This window comes from Pseudomonas morbosilactucae (assembly GCF_023241665.1).
Taxonomy (GTDB): Bacteria; Pseudomonadota; Gammaproteobacteria; order Pseudomonadales; family Pseudomonadaceae; genus Aquipseudomonas; species Aquipseudomonas morbosilactucae.
Genome location: NZ_JALQCX010000004.1, coordinates 1 through 22,547 on the forward strand (window position 1 = coordinate 1; position 22,547 = coordinate 22,547).

14 protein-coding genes and 1 pseudogene are annotated in these 22,547 nt (G+C 64.9%); 5 read left to right on the forward strand and 10 right to left on the reverse strand.

The annotated features are described in order from the left end of the window. Positions 1 to 3,211 (reverse strand): non-ribosomal peptide synthetase (locus tag M1B35_RS00915; protein ID WP_268260957.1); only part of this gene is annotated, 3,211 nt, incomplete at its 3' end. Positions 3,212 to 3,490: 279 nt separating this feature from the next. Next, complete coding sequence (locus M1B35_RS00920; protein WP_268260958.1) at positions 3,491 to 9,919, reverse strand: non-ribosomal peptide synthetase; 6,429 nt, start codon at positions 9,917 to 9,919, stop codon at positions 3,491 to 3,493. Between the two features lie 549 nt (positions 9,920 to 10,468). Between M1B35_RS00920 and M1B35_RS00925 the strand changes: the two genes are divergently transcribed. Next, positions 10,469 to 11,275 carry a helix-turn-helix transcriptional regulator gene (locus M1B35_RS00925; protein ID WP_268260959.1) on the forward strand — a complete coding sequence of 269 codons (807 nt, stop codon included), beginning with the start codon at positions 10,469 to 10,471 and terminating at the stop codon, positions 11,273 to 11,275. A 56-nt stretch (positions 11,276 to 11,331) separates the two neighbouring features. After that, a complete protein-coding gene (locus M1B35_RS00930) occupies positions 11,332 to 12,774 on the forward strand; it encodes an efflux transporter outer membrane subunit (RefSeq protein WP_268261084.1) in 1,443 nt (480 codons plus the stop codon). 6 nt (positions 12,775 to 12,780) lie between these two features. On the opposite strand, the gene M1B35_RS00935 is transcribed toward M1B35_RS00930, so the two are convergent. From M1B35_RS00935 to M1B35_RS00945, 3 genes are all read right to left on the reverse strand, one after another. Continuing rightward, on the reverse strand, positions 12,781 to 14,064 hold the full coding sequence (locus M1B35_RS00935) for an arsenic transporter (RefSeq protein ID WP_268260960.1): 1,284 nt from the start codon (positions 14,062 to 14,064) through the stop codon (positions 12,781 to 12,783). 38 nt (positions 14,065 to 14,102) lie between these two features. After that, a complete protein-coding gene (locus M1B35_RS00940; protein ID WP_268260961.1) occupies positions 14,103 to 14,450 on the reverse strand; it encodes a metalloregulator ArsR/SmtB family transcription factor in 348 nt (115 codons plus the stop codon). A 123-nt stretch (positions 14,451 to 14,573) separates the two neighbouring features. Beyond that, a complete protein-coding gene (locus tag M1B35_RS00945; RefSeq protein ID WP_123332405.1) occupies positions 14,574 to 15,125 on the reverse strand; it encodes an NADPH-dependent FMN reductase in 552 nt (183 codons plus the stop codon). A 206-nt stretch (positions 15,126 to 15,331) separates the two neighbouring features. On the opposite strand from M1B35_RS00945, the gene M1B35_RS00950 reads away from it, so the two are divergent. Next, positions 15,332 to 15,568 carry a hypothetical protein gene (locus tag M1B35_RS00950; RefSeq protein WP_268260962.1) on the forward strand — a complete coding sequence of 79 codons (237 nt, stop codon included), beginning with the start codon at positions 15,332 to 15,334 and terminating at the stop codon, positions 15,566 to 15,568. Positions 15,569 to 15,656: 88 nt separating this feature from the next. Beyond that, complete coding sequence (locus M1B35_RS00955) at positions 15,657 to 16,550, forward strand: LysR family transcriptional regulator (protein ID WP_123332401.1); 894 nt, start codon at positions 15,657 to 15,659, stop codon at positions 16,548 to 16,550. Here the strand turns inward: M1B35_RS00955 and M1B35_RS00960 are convergent. The 5 genes and pseudogenes from M1B35_RS00960 to M1B35_RS00980 all read right to left on the reverse strand — a co-directional run bounded on the left by M1B35_RS00960 (position 16,547) and on the right by M1B35_RS00980 (position 21,689). Beyond that, complete coding sequence (locus tag M1B35_RS00960) at positions 16,547 to 17,137, reverse strand: GNAT family N-acetyltransferase (protein ID WP_123332399.1); 591 nt, start codon at positions 17,135 to 17,137, stop codon at positions 16,547 to 16,549. The two genes, M1B35_RS00955 and M1B35_RS00960, sit on opposite strands and share 4 nt — an antisense overlap. A 29-nt stretch (positions 17,138 to 17,166) precedes the next feature. Continuing rightward, positions 17,167 to 19,422, reverse strand: coding sequence for an arginine/lysine/ornithine decarboxylase (locus M1B35_RS00965; RefSeq protein ID WP_268260963.1), 2,256 nt, complete (start codon positions 19,420 to 19,422; stop codon positions 17,167 to 17,169). A 109-nt stretch (positions 19,423 to 19,531) separates the two neighbouring features. Next, positions 19,532 to 20,287 carry a DNA polymerase III subunit epsilon gene (gene dnaQ, locus M1B35_RS00970; RefSeq protein WP_123332394.1) on the reverse strand — a complete coding sequence of 252 codons (756 nt, stop codon included), beginning with the start codon at positions 20,285 to 20,287 and terminating at the stop codon, positions 19,532 to 19,534. 92 nt (positions 20,288 to 20,379) lie between these two features. Beyond that, the gene (gene rnhA, locus M1B35_RS00975) at positions 20,380 to 20,832 is read right to left on the reverse strand and encodes a ribonuclease HI (protein WP_123332392.1); all 453 of its coding nucleotides are present in this window, start codon (positions 20,830 to 20,832) and stop codon (positions 20,380 to 20,382) included. Positions 20,833 to 20,929: 97 nt separating this feature from the next. Continuing rightward, a pseudogene (locus M1B35_RS00980) lies at positions 20,930 to 21,689 on the reverse strand (methyltransferase domain-containing protein). Positions 21,690 to 21,754: 65 nt separating this feature from the next. Here M1B35_RS00980 and gloB point away from each other — a divergent pair. After that, positions 21,755 to 22,522: a hydroxyacylglutathione hydrolase gene (gene gloB, locus M1B35_RS00985; protein WP_123332388.1), complete on the forward strand. Its 768-nt coding sequence runs from the start codon at positions 21,755 to 21,757 to the stop codon at positions 22,520 to 22,522. Positions 22,523 to 22,547: the final 25 nt, after the last annotated feature.

Sequence of the window (22,547 nt, forward strand, 5' to 3'; positions counted from 1 at the left end):
CGACCTGCTCGACCTTGAGCACCTCGCCCCAAATCTGCGCCAGGGTGGTTTCCACCGGCCCCTGGGGCGCTTCGAAACCGTGGCTGATAAACGCCTCCAGCCCCGGCGCCGGCAGCGCCTTGCGGTCCAGCTTGCCGTTAGCGGTCAGCGGCCATTGGCTGAGCGCCACATAGGCCACCGGCAGCATGTATTCCGGCAGTTGGCTGTGCAGCCAGTTGCGCAGCCCTTCGTTGTCCAGGCTCTGGCCCGCGGCCTGGGGCCGGTAGTAAGCCACCAGGCGCTTGACCCCCGGGCCATCTTCGCGGGCCAGGACCACCGCGCTCTCGACCTCGGGGTGCAAGACCAGCCGTGCTTCGATCTCGGCCAGTTCGATGCGCATGCCGCGGATTTTCACCTGGTCGTCATTGCGCCCCAGGTACTCCAGGTTGCCGTCCGCCAGCCAGCGCACCAGGTCGCCACTGCGGTACATGCGTGCGTCGGGCTGGTGGCTGAAAGGGTCGTCGAGAAAGCGTTCGGCGCTCATCTTCAGGCGGTTCAGGTAGCCGCGAGCAACACCGGCGCCACCGATGTACAGCTCCCCAGTTACCCCCAGCGGCACCGGGCGCAATTGCTCATCCAGCACATAGACCCGGGCATTGGCGATCGGCGTGCCGATGTGCAGCACCTGCCCCACCTGCACCACACCCGAGGTCGCGACCACTGTGGCTTCGGTCGGACCGTAGTTGTTGACCACGGCAAAAGTCTGGGCCTGGCTGAACTGGCGCAGGCGGTCGCCGCCGATCAGCAGGGTTTTCAGGGTCGGGTGCTGCAACTGCTGGCTGAAGGCGTATTCGGCCACTGGGGTCGGCAAAAAGCTCACATCCAGCGGTTGCGCCTGCCACCAGGCCAGCAGTTGTTCGATGTTTTCATTGCTGATGTCCTTGGGCGGCAGGTGCAGGGTCGCCCCCGCGCACAAGGTCGGCCAGACCTCCCAGGCCATGGCATCAAAGCCGAAACCGGCGACGCTGGAGACCTGGCTGCCCGGTTGCTGGGCAAAGGCCCGGTTGTGCCAATGCACCAGGTTTTCCAGGGTCCGGTGCTCGACCATCACCCCCTTGGGCTGGCCGGTGGAACCCGAGGTGTAGATCACATAGGCCAGGTGCGCCGAGGTCAGGTTGGGCAGCGCCAGGTCAGTGGCCGGGTGCTCACGCCAGTGCGGCTGGTCGAGGTCGATGACCGGCACCGACAGCGCCGGCAATTGCCCCAGCAGCGCGGCCTGGGTCAGCAACGCCCGGGGCGTACTGTCTTCCAGCAGGTAGGCCCGACGTTCGGCCGGCAGCGCCGGGTCCACCGGCACATAGCCGGCACCGGCCTTGAGAATCCCCAGCAGGCCCACCAGCATCGCCGGCCCGCGTTGTACGCAGATCGCCACCCGATCATCCGGCTGCACCCCCAACTCCAGCAGGTGCTGCGCCAGTTGATTGGCCTGGGCATTGAGTTCGCCATAGCTCAGCGCCAACTCGCCCTGACGCAGCGCCACGGCCGCAGGCCGCTGTGCCACCTGTGCTTCGAACAAGCGGTGCACGGCCTGGCCCTGGGGGAATTCAACCTGGTGGGCATTGAAACCCTGCAACAGGGTTTGCCGCTCGGCCGCCGGCAAAATCGACAGCTCGCGCAAGGCCATGGTGGGGCTCTGCTCCAGGGCATCCACCAGGCTGTACAGGGCGCATTGCAGGTAGTCGGCAATGCGTTGCACGCCAATCGAGCGGTCGATCATCAGGGTCAGGGTAAAGCCCTCGCCCAGGTCATCGACGTTGAAGGTGAAGGGGTAGTTGGTGCGCTCATCGGCGCCCAGCACCTGCACGCCTTCGGCCAACTCGATGATTTCGGCCAGGTCGGCGGCGGCACTGTGGCGGTAGTTGAGGATCGCACTGAACAACGGCGTCGAGGCGTTGACCCCGCTGCACCGCTGGGCCAGCGCCAGGGATGCATGTTCATGGCCGAGCAACGCGCTCAGGCGTGTGTGGGTGGCGCGCACCCCGCTGCGCACGTCCAGCGAACCCAGGTCGACCCGCAACGGCAGGGTATTGATAAACATGCCCAGGGCCCGGTCGGCGCCCTCGCCGGCCTGCATGCGGCCGAGCAGCACGGTGCCGAAAACCACGGCGTCACGCCCGCAGACCTGGCCCAGCACCATGGCCCATGCCAGGTGCATCAGGCTCGCCGCGCTGACCCCGAGCTGCCGCGCCTGATTGCGCAGGCGCAGGCTCAGGGCGCTGTCCAGGGGCGCCCGCAATTGCTCGATGACCAGGCTGTCGCCCTGCACGTCCTGCACGCCGAAGGGCAAGGTCGGCGCGTCGATGTCGCCAAGCATGTCGCGGAAGAACGTCTCGTGCACCTGGTCGCTCTGGCCCATGCGCGCCTTGGCCAGGTAGTTGCGGAAAGGAATCGCGGCCGGCACTTGCCCGGCCAGGCCTTGCATGTGGGCGAGGATCTCTTCGCGCACCACGTCCAGGGCGCTGTGGTCGAGGATGGTGTGGTGCGACAGCAGCAGCGCTACCACCCGCTGTTGAGCTTCATCGACGGCAAACACCAGGCGCAGCAGAGGCGCCTGTTGCAGGTCGAGGCGGTAATGCCGGGTGTCATAGCGCGCCTGCAGTTGGCTCAGCACATCACCGTTGCGAGGGTCGCAAGGCACCTCTTCGCAAACCAGCGGCGCCTGGCGCCAGACCACCTGCAGCGGCGTGTCCAGGCTCTGCCAGACCAGGGAGGTGCGCAGAATGTCGTGGCGGTCGATGGTCCATTGCAGGGCCTGGGCAAAGGCCTCGAAGCGCGCTCGGCTATCAAAGGCGAAGCGGGTCTGCAGCACGTAGGGGTCGCCCTGCTGTGCCGACAGGTGGTGGTAGAGCATGCCTTCTTGCAGGGGCGCCAACGGGTAGATGTCCTGCACGTTGGCCGCGCCGCCCGGAATGCCGGCGACGATGCGATCGATGCCGGCCTGGTCCAGGCTGACCAGGGGCAGCATGTCGGGGGTGATGCGCAAGGCCGGGCTCGACCAGTCGCCGTCATGGCCCGCCACCAGTTCGAGCAGTTGCGCCTTGTGCTGGATCAGGTTGTCCCACAGCTCATCGTCCAGGGCCTGGTCATCGCCGAGGATGACCAGGTCGCCCTCCTCCATTTGAAGACGGATCGCCAGGGTGGAAAGAACTGCCATCAATTCGCTGAAGTGCATTGGGTAACCTGCTTGTGAATTCGAAAATCGGTTGTCGAGAAAATCCATGTTCAGCTGCAACCTTGTGCCCCCACGGCATTCACCGTGCCGGGGCACCCAGCGCTCAATGCTGGTGTGCGGACCGTGTGCGCCGTGGCCTGTAAAAGTGACAGGGACATAGGGCCCGACGGGGTTCCCCGCAGGCTGGAAAAACTAAACCATCGACGCCCGTGGGCATGACATGGGAAGCCGGGACAAGGCCCGGGCCGGCCAGGACGGCCGGGCCCGGGTACACACCGATCAGAGACGGCGCTTGCGGGTGAGCTGCGGGATGGTGGTCTGCGGCACGTCGATCTGCTGCACCGGGGCCAGGGCCTTGGCAGCGAGCGCCGCCAGGGTCGGCTGGCTGAACAGCAGCCGCGCATCGGCGTTGAGTCCCGCCTGGCGCATGCGCGCCACCAGGCTCACGGCCAGCAGCGAGTGGCCGCCCAGTTCGAAGAAGTGGTCATGGCGCCCCACCCGCTCGATCTTCAGCACCTCGGCCCAGATCTGCGACAGGGCGATTTCCACCTCGCCCTGGGGCGCCTCGTACCCCCGGCTGAGCACCGCGTCCTGGCCCGGCGCCGGCAGCGCCTGGCGATCCAGCTTGCCATTGGGGCTCAGGGGCCAGACCGGCAACTGAACGAACGCCGAGGGCACCATGTACTCCGGCAATTGCGCCAGCACATGGTCACGCAACGCCTCAATGGCCGGGACCGGCTCCCCCTGGCGCACGGTGAAGTAACTCACCAGGCGCCCGTCGCGCATCAGCACCACCACTTCCCGCAGCGCCGGGTGGCTGGCCAGCCGCGCCTCGATTTCCCCCAGCTCGACCCGCAGCCCGTGGAGCTTGACCTGGAAGTCGTTGCGCCCGAGGAACTCCAGGTTACCGTCAGCGCGGTAACGCACCAGGTCACCGGTGCGGTACAGGCGATCGCCCGCCACGAACGGGCTGTCGATAAAGCGCTCGGCCATCAGCCCGGGCAGCCCCAGGTAACCCCGGGCCACGCCGACCCCGCCAATGTGCAATTGGCCGCTGACGCCCATGGGCACCGGCGCGTCATGGGCATCCAGCACATACAGGCGGGTGTTGCTGATGGGCCTACCGATGGGCAACTGGATCGACGGCACCTCGGCCCCCGGTTCCAGGGTCCAGGCGCTGCTGTCCACCGTGGTTTCAGTGGGGCCATAGACGTTGTGCAAGCGGGCCTGGGGCAACTGCTGCTGGAAGCGCCGGGCCATGACCTCGGTCAGCTCGCCGCCGCCGGCAAACACGTCGGTCAGGCTGTGGCACTGGCGAACCTCTTCCAGCTCCAGGAACTGCTGGAGCATGGCCGGCACAAACTTGACCACGGTGATCTGCTGCTCGCGGATCAACTGCGCCAGGTAGGCCGGGTCGCGATGGCCGTCGGGGCGCGCCAGAACCATGCGCATGCCGATGCTCAGCGGCCAGAACAGCTCCCACACCGAGCCGTCGAAACTGAACGGGGCCTTCTGCAACAGGCTGCCGCTGGCGGCCGCCGGGCACAGCCCCGAACTCCAGTGCATCAGGTTGCCCAGGCCACGGTGTTCCACCATCACCCCCTTGGGCGTGCCGGTGGAGCCCGAGGTGTAGATCACATAGGCCAGGTTCGACACCCCGAGGCCCGGCACCTGGGGATCGCTCAGGGGCTGGTGCTGCCAGGTGCTGGCATCGAAGTCGATCAGCGGCACCCCAGCCTGCTGCATCAGCTCGCGGGTCGGGCCGTGCACCAGCACCGCCACCGGCGCGCTGTCCTGCACCATGTAGGCGAGGCGCTCCGGCGGGTAACTCGGGTCCAGAGGCACATAGGCACCGCCGGCCTTGAGGATGCCCAGCAGGCCGACCAGCAACTCCAGGCCGCGCTCGACGCAGATCGCCACCCGGGAATCGGGTTGCACACCCTGTTCGCGCAGGTGATGGGCCAGTTGGTTGGCCCGCGCATTGAGTTCGCCGTAGCTCAGTTGCTGCTCACCGGCCACCAGGGCCACGGCGTCCGGGGTGCGCCGCACCTGAGCCTCGATCAGGGCATGCAGGGTCTGGTCATGGGCGTAAATTTCAGCCGTGGCGTTGAGGTCGATCAGCAGGTGCTGACGCTCGGCCGGCGGCAAGATCGACAGCTGTGCCAGGGGCCTGTGCGGTGCCTGCTCCAACGCCTGGACCAGAGCGCCCAGGGCCGTTTGCAGGTAATCCAGCAGCCGCTGCGCGCCGACCTTGCCCGGGGCCCGGGCCGACAGGCGGAACCCGGATTGCAGGTCATCCACGGCAATGCTCAGCGGGTAGCTGACGATCTCTTCGCTGCTCACCAGCTCGATGCCCGGCAGTTGCACCTGGTCCTCGGGCGGCGCCGCGTGCCGGTAGTTGAGCAAGGTATTGAACAGCGGCGTCGGTGCAGCCACCGCGCTGCAACGTTGGGCCAGGGCCAGCGCGGCATGCTCGTGGGCCAGCAAATCGCTCAAACCGGCATGGGTATCGCGAATCGCCTGGGCGACACTGCAACCGGCCAGGCGCACCCGTAACGGCAAGGTATTGATAAACATGCCCAGGGCTCGATCGGCCCCCTCGCCGGCTTGCAGACGCCCCAGCAACACGGTGCCGAACACCACATCGTCGCGCCCCGCCAGGCTGCCCAACACCTGGGCCCAGGCCAGGTGATAAAGGCTGGCGGCACTCACCCCCAGCTGCCGTGCCTGCGCCCGCAGGCGCTGGCCGAGCCCGGCGTCGAGCAGGCCATGGGCCTGCTGCTGGTCGTCACGATCGACCTGGTACGCCTGCAAACCGAAGGCCAGGGTCGGCTCATCGACGTCACCGAGCATCTGCCTGAAAAACCCTTGGTGCTCGGTCTGCCGATGGGCCTGGCGGGCTTGCGCCACCACGTTGCGGTAGGCGACGGCCGGCGGCAATTGGGCTTGCTGGCCATTCAGGTGGGCCTGGATTTCGCCGATCAGCACCGCCGTGGACGTGGCGTCGTTGACCAGATGATGGAAGCGCAACATACCGACCCAGCGCTGCTGCAAGGGGTCTTCGGCCCAGGCCAGGGCCATCATCGGCGCCTGGCGGATATCCAGCGGGCGCAGGCCGGGGTCGAAGCGCGCGGCCAACTGGCCGAGGATGTCCCCTGACTGCGGCTCCAGTTGCACTTGCTCAAGCCCCAGTCGTGCCTGACGCCAGACCACTTGCATGGGTTGCTCCAACCCGTCCCAGGCCAGGCTGGTGCGCAGGATGTCATGGCGCTCGATCACCTGTTGCAAGGCCCGGGCAAAGGCGTCCAGGCGTTCACGACTGCTGAAGGCAAACATCGCGTGTTGCTGGTAGGGGTCGCCGCGTTCGGCACTAATGTGGTGATACAGCAGGCCCTCTTGCAAGGGCGCCAGGGGGTAGATGTCCTGGACATTGGCCGCGCCGCCGGGGATGCCGGCGACGATGCGGTCGATGGTCGGCTGGTCCAGGCTGGCCAGGGGCAGCAGTTGCGGGGTGATGTGGGTGCAGCCCGGGGCAATGCGGTTGGCCGGCACCTGGACTTCCTGGCTGTTGCCCACCGCCGCGGCCAGCGCCGCCAGGGTCGGCTGGCTGAACAGCACCCGCACATCGGCGCCGAACCCGAGCTGGCGCATTCGCTCGATCAAGCCCACCGCCAGCAGCGAATGGCCACCCAGCTCGAAGAAGTGATCCTGGCGCCCGACCTGCTCGACCTGCAGCAGCTCGGCCCAGATCTGCGCCAGGGCCACTTCGACCTCGCCCTGGGGCGCTTCATAGTCACGACGCAGCAGCGCCGAAGCGTTCGGCGCCGGCAGGGCCTTGCGGTCGAGCTTGCCATTGGCGGTCAGCGGCAACGCCGGCAACTGCACATAAGCGGCCGGCAGCATGTAGTCCGGCAACTGGCCTTGCAGGGCCTCGTGCAAGTGCTTGATGTCGATATGCGCAGCCGCGTCCTGGGGCGTGAAATAGGCCACCAGGCGCTTGTCCCCCGGGCTGTCTTCACGCAGCAGCAGTGCACTGTCCTTGACCCCGGCGCAGTGGGCCAGGCGGGTTTCGATTTCCCCCAGCTCGATGCGAAAGCCCCGCAGCTTGACTTGCTGATCGTTGCGTCCCTGGTACAGCAGCACGCCATCTTCGCGCCAGCAGGCCAGGTCGCCGGTGCGGTACATCAGGCCGGGCGACGGTTCGCCCGGCAGGCTGCCCATAAACGGATCGGCGATAAACTTTTCCGCGGTCAGTTGCGGCTGGTTGAGGTAACCCAGGGCCACCCCGGCGCCGCCGATGTACAACTCGCCGACCACCCCCACCGCGACCTGGCGCTGCCGGGCATCCAGCACGTAGGCGCGGCTGTTGCCGATGGGGCGGCCGATGGGAATGCTCCCCGGGCTGACAGAGTGGATTTCAAAGGTGGTGGAAAAGGTCGTGGCCTCGGTCGGGCCGTAGCCATTGAGCAAGTGCTGCGGTGCGCCCTGCTCCAGCACCCGGGCGATCACCGCCGGGTCCAGCACATCACCGCCCACGATCAGGTAACGCAAGCTCCGGAACGCCGCCAGCAGGCCATCGGCGTGCTGGTGGAACAGCCCGGCGGTCATCCACAACACGCTGACCCGCTGCTCCAGCAGCAGCGCGCCCAGGGCTGCACTGGACAGCACCACGTCCTGATCGACCACCACCACGCAGCCGCCATTGAGCAGCGGCGCCCAGACTTCCAGGGTGCTGGCGTCGAACGCCGGGTTGGAGGCGAAGGCCACCCGGTCATGGCGATTGAACTCGGCATAGCCGTTGTTCAACACCAGGCGGCTCACAGCCCGGTGAGGCACCAGCACGCCTTTCGGGCTGCCGGTGGAACCGGAGGTGAACATGATGTAGGCCACGCTTTCGGACGACTGCGCCAGGTCCGGGTTGTGCGCGGGCTGGTGGTCCAGCGCCAGGCGATCCAGCTCGATGCGCTGCGCCGGGCACGCCAGGGTTTCGCGGCTAAGGGTCAGCAGCACCCGGGCCTGACTGTCGCTGACCATAAACAGCTGACGCTCGGCCGGGGCATTGATGTCCAGGGGCACATAGACCGCTGCACATTTACTGATGGCCAGTTGGCTGACCAGCAGGGCCTCGGAGCGCGGCAGCAGGATCGCCACGTTGTCGCCCGGCTTGACCCCGAGTTGCATCAGGTGCCGGGCCAGTTGGTTGGCCCGGCGGTTGAGTGCGCCGTAGCTCAGGGACTGCGCGCCATGCACGGCCGCAGGTGCCTCCGGGGCCAGCAGCACCTGTTGCTCGAACAGGCTGTGCAGGGTCTGGGCCTGCGGATAGCGGCGCGTCGTGGCGTTCCACGCGTGTATCCGCGCCGCTTCGCGGGCGGTCATCAGGGAGAAATCGCCGATCGCCCGTTCGCCTTGCGCCAGCCCTTGCTCAAGCACATGGGTCAAGCGCTCGGCCAGGGCCTCGACCTCGTCCGGCTGGAAATAGGCCTGGTTGTAGACGTAGTGAATCCAGGCCTGATCGTTGTGACAGTTGCTGCGCAGGTGGATCACCAGCGGCATCGGCTCGTGGTTGTTCGGCACCTTGATGGTCTGGGCCTGCGCCTCGCCGTAACAGTAGTCGTGGTCGTCCTGCTCGTAGGACAGCGACAGGTCGAACAGCTGGCCACGGCCTTCGCGCCACAAGCCAAGCTCGCGATTCATCTCGCTCAGGGGAAACCGCTGATGACGGAAATCCTGCCGCACCGCGTCGCGTATCGCCGCCACCAGTTCGGCAAAACTCAGCTCGCGGGCAAACCCCAGGCGCACCGCACTGACTTGGGTGAACAGGCCCAGGGTCGATCTGAAGCGAGCGTTGGAGCGGTTGAGAATCGGCAAGCCGACCACCCACTCGTCGCGCTCGCTGGTGCGGGTGAAATACACGTACAACGCCGCCAGCCACACATGGAACGCCGACGCCCCCCAGGTGCTGCCGCACGCCTTCATCCGCTCGTGCAGCGCGGCGGGAAACGGCCGCACCAGGTTGGCACCCGGCGCGGCCTGGTTCGGGTAGCGATCGCGATGACGGGGCACCAGCAGCGGCTCGGGCAGGCTGCGGAATTTGTCCAGCCAGTAGGCACGGTCGCGGGCGTAGCGCGGCGAGCCGTGATAGCGGGCATCGTCGTGAATAAAATCGATGTAGGACGCGGCCTCAAGCTCCGGCGACTGGCCCTGCGCCAGGGCGCTGTAGATGCCGCCCAGGGAGTGCAGCATCTGGCCGAAGCCCCAGCCGTCGAGAATTAGGTGGTGGGCCTGGGTGCCCAGCCAGTAGTGCTCAGGCCCGAGCTTGACCAGGAAAAAGCGGAACAGGGGCTCGCCGTACAGGGCATAGACCCGGGCCATGTGCTGCTGCATCAGGCTCTGGGCCCGGACCGTCGGCTCGGCCTCCTGGGACAGGTCATACAGCGGCATCGGCACCGGCATCTCGCGGGCAAAGCGCTGCAACGGCAGGCCGTCGGGGCCGGCGTCGGCCAGCAACTCGGTGCGCAGGGCATCGTGCTTGTGCACCAGGGCTTCAATGGCCCGCTGCATCAACTCAGGGTCCACGGGGCCTTGCAGCTCGACGTAGCCACCAATGTTGTAGCGCGGCGAGTCGGCCCGGCTCAGTTGGTCGAGCCAGATATCGCTCTGGGCAGCGGTCAGGGGGAACACCTGTGCAGTCCTGGGATGGGGATTCATACACGGACGTCCGGGGCGGCGGCAGAAAAAAGCGTCATAAGATCCTTCTCATGTAATGCGCCTGCTAAGGGCGGTATCGCGGAATTTAAGCACCGGCCCCGGTGCCAGCATGACACCCGAAACCCGGACAACCCGCCGCGCTATCACGCCCCCGACTTGACAAGCCCGGGCCTGGAGCCGGGGTTTCACTGACGACTAAAACGGGATCTATCTGAAAGTTCCTGAAGGAAGACTTATAAGCCTGTAGGAAATCCACCATAGAACAGGCAGGCCGCTCGCCCAATCGGCACCAAGAGATAAAAATAAATCATTAATAATCAGTTAGTTAGATGATGTTTTTAGGCGCCAGCCAAGGGCGTCGGGGATAAGCGTCAAAATAATCCCGCTATTTTCATGGCAGTTTTGTCCCGGTGTTCCACGGCATACACCCGGTAAGTCCATGGGATTTAATGATATTTCCGACGATGGATCAGATTCATGGAGAACTGATCAACACCGGATCGCCTCTGCCCCCTGTTCGACGATCTGTCTACATCAAGGATGATGAATATGAGTTTGGCCTGCAGCATCAGCACCCTGGAAACCCCACATTTTTACTCTGAACTCGGCGAATTGATCGCCAGCACCGGCAACCAAGGTTTTGCCGCCAACATGCTGCACCTGGTGGGCAAACGCGTCCCCGTGAACCGGGTCGAACTCGGCGAGTGGACCCTCGATGAACACCAGGCCTGCCTGCTGGACATCACGCCCCTGGGCAGCGCCGCCCTGCAGGATGTCGCCCCCTGCAGCGCGCCCTGGCACCGCGAGGAACAGCCGCTGCTGAAGAAAATGATCGAGATGGACGACTCGCTGTTGATCCAGATGAACGCGCGCACCGCCGACCCAGCCAGCCAACCGGCCCGGGAGCCGTCCCACCAGTGCAGCCTGGTGTCGCGCAAATCCAATCGGCGCTGTGTCATCTCCTTTTACCGCCCTCACCATCAGCGGGTGTTTTCCCTGTTTGAACTGTCGTTTCTCAAGAGCCTCTCGCAAACCCTGTTGCCGCTGATCGAGCGGCATGCTCAGGCCAGCCGCCAATACACCACGAACAAACCCTGGGCCCCCAGTGTGCCGAGCGTGCCCGAGCAGGCCTTGTTGCATCGCGAGTTCGACGAGCGCCTGGCGCGCAGCGCGACGCTCCTTTCGGCGCGGGAAAAAGAAGTCTGCCTGGGGCTGCTGACCGGCGGCACCGTGCCGCAGATGGCGCAGCGGCTCAACGTCAAGACCAGTTCCGTGGAAACCTACCTCAAGCGCGCCGCGACCAAACTGGGAGTGAGTGGCCGCCATGGGCTGGCCAAGTGGATGGTCGGGGCATGACCGTGTTTTTTTCCAGTTCGCGTCAGGCTTCGCAGCGCCTGCGGCCAAGGCCCCTCATCAACAAATCGGCGCTGTGCCTGGCGATCCTGGCGTGGACCCTGGGCGGCTGCACGCTGATCCCGGACTACCAACAGCCCGAATCGCCAGCCCCGGCCCACTACCCCCAGGGGCCGGGTTACCAGGACACAACCCAGGCCACACCCGTGGCCACCACGGACTGGCAGCAACTGTTCCGCGACCCGACCTTGCAGCAGCTGATTCACAACGCCCTGGCCAACAACCGCGACCTGCGGGTGGCGGCCTTGAACGTCGAGGCGTTCCAGGCCCAGTACCGGATCCAGCGCGCCGACCTGTTCCCGGCGGTCAGCGCCAACGCCAGCGGCTCGCGCCAGCGCATGCCGCCCAGTGTCACCGGCACCGGCGAACGGGTGATCCAGTCGACCTATTCGGCGACCCTGGGCATCAGCGCCTATGAGCTGGATTTTTTCGGCCGTGTGCGCAGTCTTGGTGAACAGGCGAAGTTCGCCTACCTGGCCACCGAGGAAGCCCGGCGCAGTGCCCAGCTGAGCCTGGTGGCGAACGTGGCGAACGCCTACCTGACCTGGCGCGCCGATCAGGAGCTGCTGGTGCTGAGCCGCAAGACCCTGGACGCCAACCTGGAAAGCCTGCGCCTGACCACCCGTGGCAGCGGCGCCGGCAAACTGTCCAACCTGGATGTGCTGCAAGCCCGCACCAGTGTCGAAAGCGCCCGAGCCAGTCTGGCCCGTTATCAACGCCAGGTGGCCCAGGACCTCAACAGCCTGAGCCTGCTGGTGGGGGCCGACGTCTCGCCCACCCTGCCCGGCCAGCCCCTGGCCAGCGAGCTGATTGTCGCCCTGCCCGCCGGCCTGCCCTCCGACTTGTTGCAGCGGCGCCCGGACATTCAGCAAGCGGAATACAAACTGATGGCGGCCAACGCCAATATCGGCGCGGCCCGGGCAGCGTTCTTTCCCAGTGTCAGCCTGACGGCCAACGCCGGCTCTTCCAGCCTGGAACTGTCAGGGTTGTTCAGAGGGGGTTCCGGGGGCTGGACCTTCCAGCCGCAGATCAACCTGCCGATTTTCAACGCCGGCAGCCTGCGGGCCAGCCTGGATTACTCCCGGCTGCAAAAGGACATTCTGGTGGCCCAGTATGAAAAGTCGATCCAGAGCGCCTTCCAGGAAGTGGCCAACGGCCTGGCCGCGCGCCAGACCTACCAACAGCAGCTCAATGCCCAGCGCAACCTGGTGGACGCCAGCCAGGACTACTACAACATGGCGGAGCACCGCTACCGCATGGGCCTGGACAGCAACCTGGTGTTTCTCGATGCCCAGCGCTCGCTGTTCAGCGCGCAGCAGGACTTGATCAACGACCGGCTGGCGCAACTGATTGCCGAGGTCAACCTGTACACCGCCCTGGGCGGCGGCTGGCAGGCCGAAACAGGCCTGGCCACCTTGCCTGCGCCGGCCCGCGGCGGGTAGCGGCGGTCACAGCGACAGGCGCACCGCCAGCGCTGCCAGGGTCAGCAACAGCACGGGCAGCGTCAGCACAATGCCGACCTTGAAGTAATAACCCCAACCGATATGGATGCCCTTGCGGTCCAGCACGTGCAGCCAGAGCAAGGTGGCCAGGCTGCCGATCGGGGTGATTTTCGGCCCCAGGTCGCTGCCAATCACGTTGGCGTAGATCATCGCTTCCTTGATCACCCCCGTGGCTTGGCTGGCATCGATGGACAGCGCGCCAATCAATACGGTCGGCAGGTTGTTCATGATCGATGACAGCAGCGCCGTGAGCAGCCCGGTGCCCATGGCCGCGCCCCAGATGCCGTAGTGGGCGAACCCGTCCAGCCAACCGGCCAGGTGATCGGTGAGCCCGGCGTTGCGCAGGCCGTAGACCACCAGGTACATGCCCAGGGAGAAAATCACGATCTGCCAGGGCGCTTCCTTGAGCACCTTGCGCGTGGCGATATGCCGGCCACGGGCGGCAATCCCCCAGAGCAACGCAGCGCAAACCGCCGAAATGGCGCTGATGGGAATCCCCAGGGGCTCCAGGGCAAAGCAGCCCAGCAACAGAATACCGAGCACCCACCAACCGGCGATAAAGGTCGCCCGGTCGTGGATCGCGGTCTTCGGCTCGGCCAGTTGCGCCGGGTCGTAGGTCTCGGGAATGTCCCGTCGGAAAAACCACAGCAGCACGGCCAGGGTCGCCGCCACGCTCACCAGGTTGACCGGCACCATCACCGCGGCGTAGCGGTTGAAGCCGATCTTGAAGAAGTCGGCGGAGACGATGTTCACCAGGTTCGACACCACCAGAGGCAGGCTTGCGGTGTCGGCGATAAAGCCCGCGCCCATGACAAAGGCCAGGGTGGTGGCCTTGGAAAAGCGCAGGGCCAGCAACATCGAGATCACGATCGGGGTGAGAATCAGCGCCGCGCCATCGTTGGCGAACAGCGCCGACACCAGGGCGCCCAGCAGCACCATGAAAGCGAACAGCTTGCGCCCCCGGCCACGCCCCCAACGCGCCACGTGCAAAGCTGCCCAGGCAAAGAAGCCGGCCTCGTCCAACAGCAGGCTGATGATGATCAGGGCGACGAAGGTGCCGGTGGCGTTCCAGATGATCTGCCAGACCACCGGAATATCACTGAAGTGCACGACCCCGAAGAGCAAGGCCAATACCGCGCCGAACACGGCGCTCCAGCCTACGCCCAGGCCCTTGGGCTGCCAGATCACCAGGGTGATGGTCAGCAGGAAAATCAACGCAGCAGTCAGCATTGGCAACAGCCTTCAACAAGGAACGAAAAGGTCGGGGATCAGCAGCAGCGCACCGGGCGGTCCGCCATGCCCTGCAAGCGTTGCAGGTCAGCGGCCAGCCACGGACGGTTGGCGTCTAGGATGCCCTGCAACAGAGTGCCGACCCAGGGGGATAATTCCGGGTGCAGGCGATAATAAATCCACTGTCCCTGACGGCGATCGGCCAGCAACCCGCTGCTGCGCAGCAAGGCCAGGTGACGGGAGATTTTTGGCTGGCTCTGATTGAGGGCGGCGGTCAACTCGCAGACGCACAACTCGCCTTCACGGGCGATCAACAAGGCGATGCGACTGCGGGTCTCGTCGGCAAGGGCTTTGAACAGTTCGGCGGGGTTGAGCGAAGCGGACACGGGGACAGCCCTGGAGAAATGGAACGCCGAATATATGGAAAATCATATATTCAGTAAAGGGCTGTTTGATCGGCATCACCTCAAGCGCCGGCAGTCGGGCGCTCAAGGTGTGAGGCAAGGGCTCTAGACGTGACGCTCGACCCATTGCGCGTAGGCATTGATAAAGCTCTGCAGGAACGGCCGCGTGGCGTCGGACAAGGCGCCCGACTCGTCAAAGGCCGAGCCGGCGCCACCCAGGTAGGCCTCGGGCTGCTGCATGCACGGCACGTTGAGGAACACCAGGGACTGGCGCAGATGATGGTTGGCGCCAAAACCGCCGATGGCTCCCGGCGAAACGCTGATCACCGCCCCCGGCTTGCCGCTCCAGGCGCTCTGGCCATAAGGCCGCGAACCCACGTCGATGGCGTTCTTCAAAGGCGCAGGCACCGAGCGGTTGTATTCCGGGGTGACGAACAACACTGCGTCGGCTGCGCTCACTTGCTGGCGGAAAGTACTGTAGGCTGCCGGCGGTGTTACATCGATGTCTTCGTTGTAGAGCGGCAAGTCGCCAATCTCGACAATGCTCAACTTGAGGTTGGCCGGGGCCAGCTCGGCCAGGGCCAGCGCCACTTTGCGGTTGATCGAGGCTTTGCGCAGACTGCCCACCAGTACGGCGATCGTGTAGACCTTGCTCATGGTTGATTCCCGACTCTGTGCTTGAAGAAGTGACTAGTTATAGATGAGCCAGACCCGGTCTCGCCACCTCGCAGCGCTAAATAACCCAGGCAACACCCGCCTCCACCGGGGCGCAGACTATTTTTTTGAAGACGCAAAACTAACCCTGCCCCAGCAGGGTCTACAGCAGCGAAATTTGAGTGTTTATCTCCAGAGGTTCTAAGCAAATGGCAGCAGTACTCGTTGGACAATTCCATGCCCGGGACGCGGAAGGCCGTGTCTATTCCGTGCATGAGTTCCAGGAATCCACGCCTTCGCAAGACGGCCTGGCTGGCTCGGAGCCTGTCACCACCTATCGCCTGGCCATTGGCGACCGCGTCAAAAAACTCGATGACAACCAGTTTCTGCTGGTGCAATCGGACATCACCCTCACCCGTGAACCCGAGACCTTCGTTGCCTCATAACCCGGCCTTATGAGCAGAAGTCATATGCACGGACTTGGGTTAGGATTCAGCTCTTGAATCCCTCCCCCGCTGGACATGGACTTCACGCATGCGTTTACGCCATATCGAAGTGATTCAGGCGCTCCTGCAAACCGGCCACCTGGGCACCGCAGCCGAGTTGCTGCAGTTGCCGGTGGCCGAGGTCGAAGGTTTGCTGCGTGACGCCGAAAGCCAACTGGGCTTCATGCTCTTCGCCAGCGTGCGGGGACGCTTGCAGGCGACCCGCGAAGCGCGGGAGCTGCAAGCCGGCATCACCCAGGTCTACGACGCGTTCGAACCCCTGCTGCGCCTGGCCAACAGCCTCAAGCAGTACCAGGCGCCGCCACTGCGGGTGGTCGGCACCCCGCCCGTGGCCCAGCAATTGCTGCCCCAGGGCCTGGCGGCCTTGCGCCGACGTTTCCCCGATACCCCCTGCAACCTGGCCAGCCAAAGCACCCGGGAAATGGTCCGCAGCCTGCTACTGCGCGAATGCGACCTGGGCCTCGGCCTGCACGACCCCGATCACCCCGACATTGAGTGCCGGCCCCTGGCCCAGGGCAAGCTGCAACTGCTGGCGCCCCATGGCTGGCTGCAGCCGAAACAGAAATACATCGCCCTGCAGGACCTCGCCGGCCAGGCCATGATCGGCCTGGAAGGCCAGGACCCGCTGAGCGTGACCCTGGACAGCAAGCTGCAGAATGTTCGCCCCGCACCGCTGATCCAGACCCGGGTGCAGACCCACCAGATGATGCGCAGCATGGTCGAGGCCGGTGAAGGCCTGGCCATCGTCGACCCGTTTACCGCCCTGGGCGCCCGGGCCGGCGGGCTGGACGTGTGCCCGCTGTCGCCGCCGATCCTCGTCACCCTGTATGCCTTGAGCCTGCGCCACAGCGAGCCGACGCCAGCCATTGGCGCCCTGCTGGAACTGCTCACGGAACGGGCCGAAGCCCTGCTCGCTGGCTAGGCGGGCAACGCCCCAAGGCCTTCGTCGGCAAACAGTCGATACCAGAAAATCGCCACTTCGGCGGTCTGCGGATCGATGCCGCGATAGCGCAACTCATCCACACCGCCCACCACATACCCGCAACGCTCGTACAGGCGACAGGCCCCCAGGTTATTGTTCTGGGTTTCCAGCATGATCCCCGGCAAGCGCTTTTTACGGCTCCAGAACTGCGCCACATCGAGCAACGCCTTGGCCACGCCATGGCGCCGGGCCGGGGCATGCACCGCCAGTTCGTCGATATGGGCGTAGCCGTTCCAATTGGTGCTGACCACGATGTGGCCCACCGGCTGGTCGTCGAGAAAGGCCATGAAGATCTCGCTGTCGGCGGCGCCGCGGTAGCTGCCGAACTCCTCGGGGTCGATGCCGTAGCACTTGCGATAAGGCTGGATCGGCCGCAGCGGCCACTGCGCCACGGCCATGCCGCGCTGGGCCTCGGCGTAGGCACTGACCTCGAAGCTAAAGTCGCTGCACCAGACGTACTCGGCAAAGCTCGCCTCGGCCACCCGCACCGACAGGCCGGGGTATTTGGGGTTAACAGCAGGCTGCATAGCAGGAAACGTCCTCAAACCTTGGGCACTCACAGGTTGATGCAATCGACGGTGTAAACCCGCCCATCGCCTTGATCGTCATGTTGCAGCCCATGCACATCGGCCACAAAACCGGGGAAGCTACTGTCGAAGGCCCGTGCAAACGCCAGGTAATCGATGATCGAACGGGTGGACTCGGTAAAACGCTCGCCCGGCATGATCAGTGGGATGCCCGGCGGATAAGGCACCAGCATCACCGCGGCAATACGCCCTTGCAGGGCATCGATGGACACCGCTTCGACTTCGCCACGCACCAGGTGGTCATAGGCGTCGGCGGGTTTCATCGCCACCTCAGGCAGCACCGTGTACATGCGCTTCAGGTGCTTGGCCGTGGCGTTGCTGCGGTAACAGGCGTGCAGTTGGTCGCACAGGTCGCGCAAGCCCATGCCCTGGTAGCGCGTGGGGCTTTGCTGGGCGACGCTGGGCAAGCAGGCGCCGAGGCTGACGTTGGCGTCGTAGTTGCGCTTGAACTCCAGCAACTCGGTGAGCAAGGTGCTCCACTTGCCCTTGGTGATGCCCATGGAGAACAGCACCAGAAAGGAATACAGGCCGGTTTTTTCCACCACCAGCCCACGCTCCCACAGGAACTTGCTGACCACCGCCGCCGGAATCCCCCGCTCGCTCAAGGCGCCCCCCGCGGTCAGGCCGGGCATGACCAGGGTGACCTTGATCGGGTCCAGCAGCACATAGTCATCGGTGACCCCGGCAAAGCCGTGCCACTCCCCTTCCGGCTCCAACAACCAGTCGACGGTGTTGACCTGATCGATGCCGGCCACCTGCGGCGGCTGCCAGATGGAGAACCACCAGTCCTCGGCAGCAATGTGCTGGCGCAGATTGGCCAGGGCCCGGCGAAAACTCAGGGCTTCATCGAACATCTCTTGCAGCAGCGAGCGCCCCGCCGGCCCTTCCATCATGGCCGAGGCCACGTCCAGGGAGGCGATGATGCTGTACTGCGGCGAAGTGGAGATGTGCATCATGAAGGCTTCGTTGAAGCGATCCCGATCCAACTGCCGCGCGCCGCCGTCCTGCACATGGATCATCGACGCCTGGCTGAAGGCCGCCAGCAGTTTGTGGGTGGAATGGGTGGTGAACACCAACGGGCTGTCAGGCGAGCGCGAGGTGCCCATGCCATAACGCCCGGCGAAGAATTCGTGGAACGCCGCGTAGGCGTACCAGGCTTCATCGAAATGCAGCACCTCGACGCTGTTGCCCAGGCTCTGCTTGATCAGCTCGGCGTTGTAGCACAGGCCGTCGTACGTGGAGTTGGTGACCACCGCCAGCTTGACCTTGGGCGCCCGACCCCGCGTCAGGGGGCTGGCGTCGATCTTGGCCTGGATCGATTCGCGGCTGAATTCGCTGAGCGGGATCGGCCCGATGATCCCCAGTTCGTTGCGCTCCGGGCACAGGTACAGGGGGATGGCGCCGGTCATGATGATCGAGTGCAGCACCGACTTGTGGCAGTTGCGGTCCACCAGCACCAGGTCATCGCGGGCGACCATGGAGTGCCAGACGATCTTGTTGGCAGTGGAGGTGCCATTGATCACGAAGAAGGTATGGTCGGCGCCGAAATTGCGCGCCGCACGGGCCTCGGCTTCGGCCAGGGGGCCGGTGTGATCGAGCAGCGAACCCAGCTCCGGCACCGAGACCGACAAGTCCGAACGCAGGGTGTTTTCCCCGAAGAACTGATGGAACGCCTGCCCCACCGGGCTCTTGCGATAGGCCACGCCGCCGCCATGGCCGGGGGTGTGCCAGGAATAGTTGGAGTCGGCGGTGTGCTGCACCAGGGCCTTGAAGAAAGGCGGCAACAGGCCATCCAGGTAATTGCGTGCGGCGCGGGCCACTTGCCGGGCCAGAAAGGGCACGGTGTCTTCGAATAGGTAAAGAATGCCACGCAGCTGATTGAGCTCGCTCATGGCGTCGGCCGGGGCGTTTTCCAGGGTCACCTGCTCGCCCAGGGCAAAGATCGGCAGCGCCGGCGCACGCACCCGGGCCAGGCGGATCAGCCCCACCATGTTTTGCAGTAAATGGGTGTTTTCCCCAGCCCCTTCGGCGGCGATCAACATGCAGGCCAGGCCGTGATGGGTCGAGGCCACCAGCCGGCCTTCGGCGTAGTCCACGGCACAAAACACACTGAAGCTTTCCTGCTCCAGCTCGCGGGCAATACCACGAACCCGGTCGCCGGCCACGGTGTCGGCCTTGATGTCGCGGTGCACGATCAGGATCGGGAATTTCAGGTCTTTGTACATGGGGTCACGCATCCTGAGGCGGCAGGCCGCAGCCTGCCAATGAACTCAGGGTAGAAGCTCCCGGCGTGGTGTGTCACCCGCGCGGTAACAAAAGATCGCCCCTGGACACTTACTGCTGCTGGGCCTTGGCTTCAGCCATTTGGGTCCAGAGCGAAGGGCCACCGCTAGACTTGGCGATCAAGTCGAGGCGCACCTGGTGTTCGGTCAGCTCGGCCTCGGTGGCCCGGATGATGCGGGTGGGCTGGCGATCAGCCGGCAAGCGGCGGATTTCACTGCCACGCCCGCCGTCGGTACCGCCATTGCCATCGGAGGCGTTACCGGCCAGGGACAGGCTGGTCTGGCCACCGGTCATGGTCAGGAAGACGTCGGCGAGGATCTCCGAGTCGAGCAAGGCGCCGTGGAGTTCGCGGCCCGAGTTGTCGACGTCGTAGCGTTTGCACAAGGCGTCGAGGCTGTTGCGCTGGCCGGGGTGGCGTTCCCGGGCCATGACCAAGGTGTCGAGGATGGTGCAGTGCTGGGTGATATCCGCCAGGTCCTTGCGACCCATCAAGGCGAATTCGTTGTTGATGAACCCCACGTCGAACGGCGCGTTGTGGATGATCAGCTGTGCGCCCTTGATGAACTCGAAAAATTCATCGGCCACTTCAGCGAAACGCGGCTTGCCCACCAGGAACTCGTTGGTAATACCGTGGACGCCGATGGCGCCTTCGTCACTCTCACGGTCCGGCTGCAGGTACACATGGAAATGGCGCCCGGTGAGGCGCCGACCGATCAACTCGACGCAACCGATTTCAATGATCCGGTGGCCGTCGGTCACCGGCATGCCAGTGGTTTCGGTATCGAGTACAACAGATCTGTTGGCCATCAGGAATCGGTTCTCAGTGCTTCAAAAAGACGGGATTTTAACACGCTAAAGGCGCTGCGGGCGCTCGTCCGAAGAGCGGCGCCCGCACGGGTTCAGCTCTGCTTGTAACCGCGCACTTCGTCGACGCCACGGTTGGCCAGTTGGTCGGCACGCTCGTTGCCGTGGTGGCCGGTGTGGCCGCGAACCCACTTCCAGGTGACCTTGTGGCGGTTGACCTGGGCGTCGAGCTGCTGCCACAGGTCGGCGTTCTTCACCGGCTCCTTGGCGGCGGTTTTCCAACCACGCTTCTTCCAGTTGGCCATCCACTCGTTGATGCCCTTCATCACGTACTGGGAGTCGGTGACCAGCAGCACGTCGCACTCGCGCTTGAGCTCTTCGAGCCCGCGAATCGCCGCCAGCAGTTCCATGCGGTTGTTGGTGGTATTGGCTTCGCCGCCCCAGAGTTCCTTCTCCACGCCCTTGCACACCAGCAGTGCGCCCCAGCCGCCAGGGCCGGGATTGCCCTTGCAGGCGCCGTCGGTGAAGATTTCTACGCTATCGCTCATCCAAGCCTTCCATCAAAAATACGCGGCTCGCCGACCAGGATCGGCGATGCCTGGGCTGAGCACGCTCAGCCGCTGCTAAAAAATTAACCGTGGGGGGTCAAGACTCACTGTGACGCCGGTTGACCTTGGCCATCGGCAGCGGGACCAGCTTGCCCATAGGCTCGCGCCGGACCTGGCGCACCGGCCGCAGGCCGACCGCAATCTTGCGCGCCACCAATAGATAGAAGCCGCCGCCGGACAGTTGCCAGTTGCCGGCCACCCGTTCCCAGCCGGCCAGCCGTGCTTGCCAGGCGGACGACGCAAGCGGCGGACGATAGCACCCGAAGCGGCGTTTCTCCAGCGCGAAGCCCAGCAAGTTCAGCCAGTCGCTGAGCCGCGACGGCGAAATACAGCGCGCCTGGCGCAAGGCGTCATGGGCGAATACATGGCGCAAGCCCCAACTGCTCCAGGGGTTAATGCCGACGATCAGCAAATGGCCACCCGGGCGCACGCTGCTCGCCGCTTCCCGCAGCAGGCCGTGGGGCGACAGGCAGAAATCCAGGCCGTGTTGCAGCACCACCACATCGGCAGCGTGTTCGCTGAGGGGCCAGGCCTGCTCTTCGCAGACAATGTCCACCCCGGGCAACGGCGCGCCCAGGCGCACGTTGCGCTGCACCTGGGGCGCCACGGGCGGGGCATCCGCCGAGGGGCCGTAATGCACCAGGTAGCCACCAAAAAAAACGCCCCAGCTCTTCATCGAGCATGCGCCGTTCTTCGTCGAGCAAAAATTGCCCCAGGGGCCCGGACAACCAATCCCGGGCCGAGCTGATCAACGCCAGCCAGTCAGGATCGGCCTGAGCAAAGGCTTTATCGGTCATTGCGTTCTCCAACGGGCCAAGAAGCTCTAAGATGCGCCATAGTTTTCACCTTGGCGAATCCGACGATGATACAGATCAGTGCCCTGCCCGCGTTCACCGACAACTACATCTGGTTGTTACAAGATCCCACCCTCCAGCGTTGCGCGGTGGTCGATCCGGGTGACGCCGCACCGGTCCAGGCCTGGCTGCAACAGCACCCGGGCTGGGTCCTGAGCGACATCCTCATCACCCACCATCACCACGACCACGTGGGGGGCGTCGAAGCCCTGAAAAAAATCAGCGGGGCGCGGGTCCACGGCCCGGCCAACGAGCCGATCCCCGGGCGCGACGCGGCCCTGGGCGACCAGGACCGGGTCAACGTGCTCGGCCTGGAGTTCGAGGTCATCGCCGTGCCCGGCCACACCCTGGGGCACATCGCCTATTACCACAGCGACCTGCTGTTCTGCGGCGACACGCTGTTCGCCGCCGGTTGCGGCCGCTTGTTCGAGGGCACCCCGGAGCAAATGCACCATTCCCTTACCCGCCTGGCCGCCCTGCCCGACGACACTCGGGTCTATTGCACCCACGAGTACACCCTGAGCAACCTGCGCTTCGCCCAGGCCGTGGAACCCGACAACGCAGACATCGCGGCGCGCCTGCAAGAAGTAATCGAACGTCGGGAACAAGGGCAAATGACCCTGCCCTCGACCCTGGCCCTGGAGAAGCGCACCAACCCATTCCTGCGCACGGCCGAAACATCCGTTAAACAAAAAGCGGACGAACGGAATGGCCAGGATAACCCGTCGCAGACTGCGGTTTTTGCGGCCTTGCGCGCTTGGAAAGATAAGTTCTAAGCAGGCTATCTATTGGTACAAAAAT

Coding starts and splice junctions, on each gene's coding strand:
- gloB (WP_123332388.1), top strand. CDS start 21,755: ATGATACAGATCAGTGCCCTGCCCGCGTTCACCGACAACTACATCTGG.
- rnhA (WP_123332392.1), bottom strand. CDS start 20,832: ATGAGCGATAGCGTAGAAATCTTCACCGACGGCGCCTGCAAGGGCAAT.
- M1B35_RS00925 (WP_268260959.1), top strand. CDS start 10,469: ATGAGTTTGGCCTGCAGCATCAGCACCCTGGAAACCCCACATTTTTAC.
- M1B35_RS00955 (WP_123332401.1), top strand. CDS start 15,657: ATGCGTTTACGCCATATCGAAGTGATTCAGGCGCTCCTGCAAACCGGC.
- M1B35_RS00945 (WP_123332405.1), bottom strand. CDS start 15,125: ATGAGCAAGGTCTACACGATCGCCGTACTGGTGGGCAGTCTGCGCAAA.
- dnaQ (WP_123332394.1), bottom strand. CDS start 20,287: ATGGCCAACAGATCTGTTGTACTCGATACCGAAACCACTGGCATGCCG.
- M1B35_RS00920 (WP_268260958.1), bottom strand. CDS start 9,919: ATGAATCCCCATCCCAGGACTGCACAGGTGTTCCCCCTGACCGCTGCC.
- M1B35_RS00935 (WP_268260960.1), bottom strand. CDS start 14,064: ATGCTGACTGCTGCGTTGATTTTCCTGCTGACCATCACCCTGGTGATC.
- M1B35_RS00950 (WP_268260962.1), top strand. CDS start 15,332: ATGGCAGCAGTACTCGTTGGACAATTCCATGCCCGGGACGCGGAAGGC.
- M1B35_RS00965 (WP_268260963.1), bottom strand. CDS start 19,422: ATGTACAAAGACCTGAAATTCCCGATCCTGATCGTGCACCGCGACATC.
- M1B35_RS00960 (WP_123332399.1), bottom strand. CDS start 17,137: ATGCAGCCTGCTGTTAACCCCAAATACCCCGGCCTGTCGGTGCGGGTG.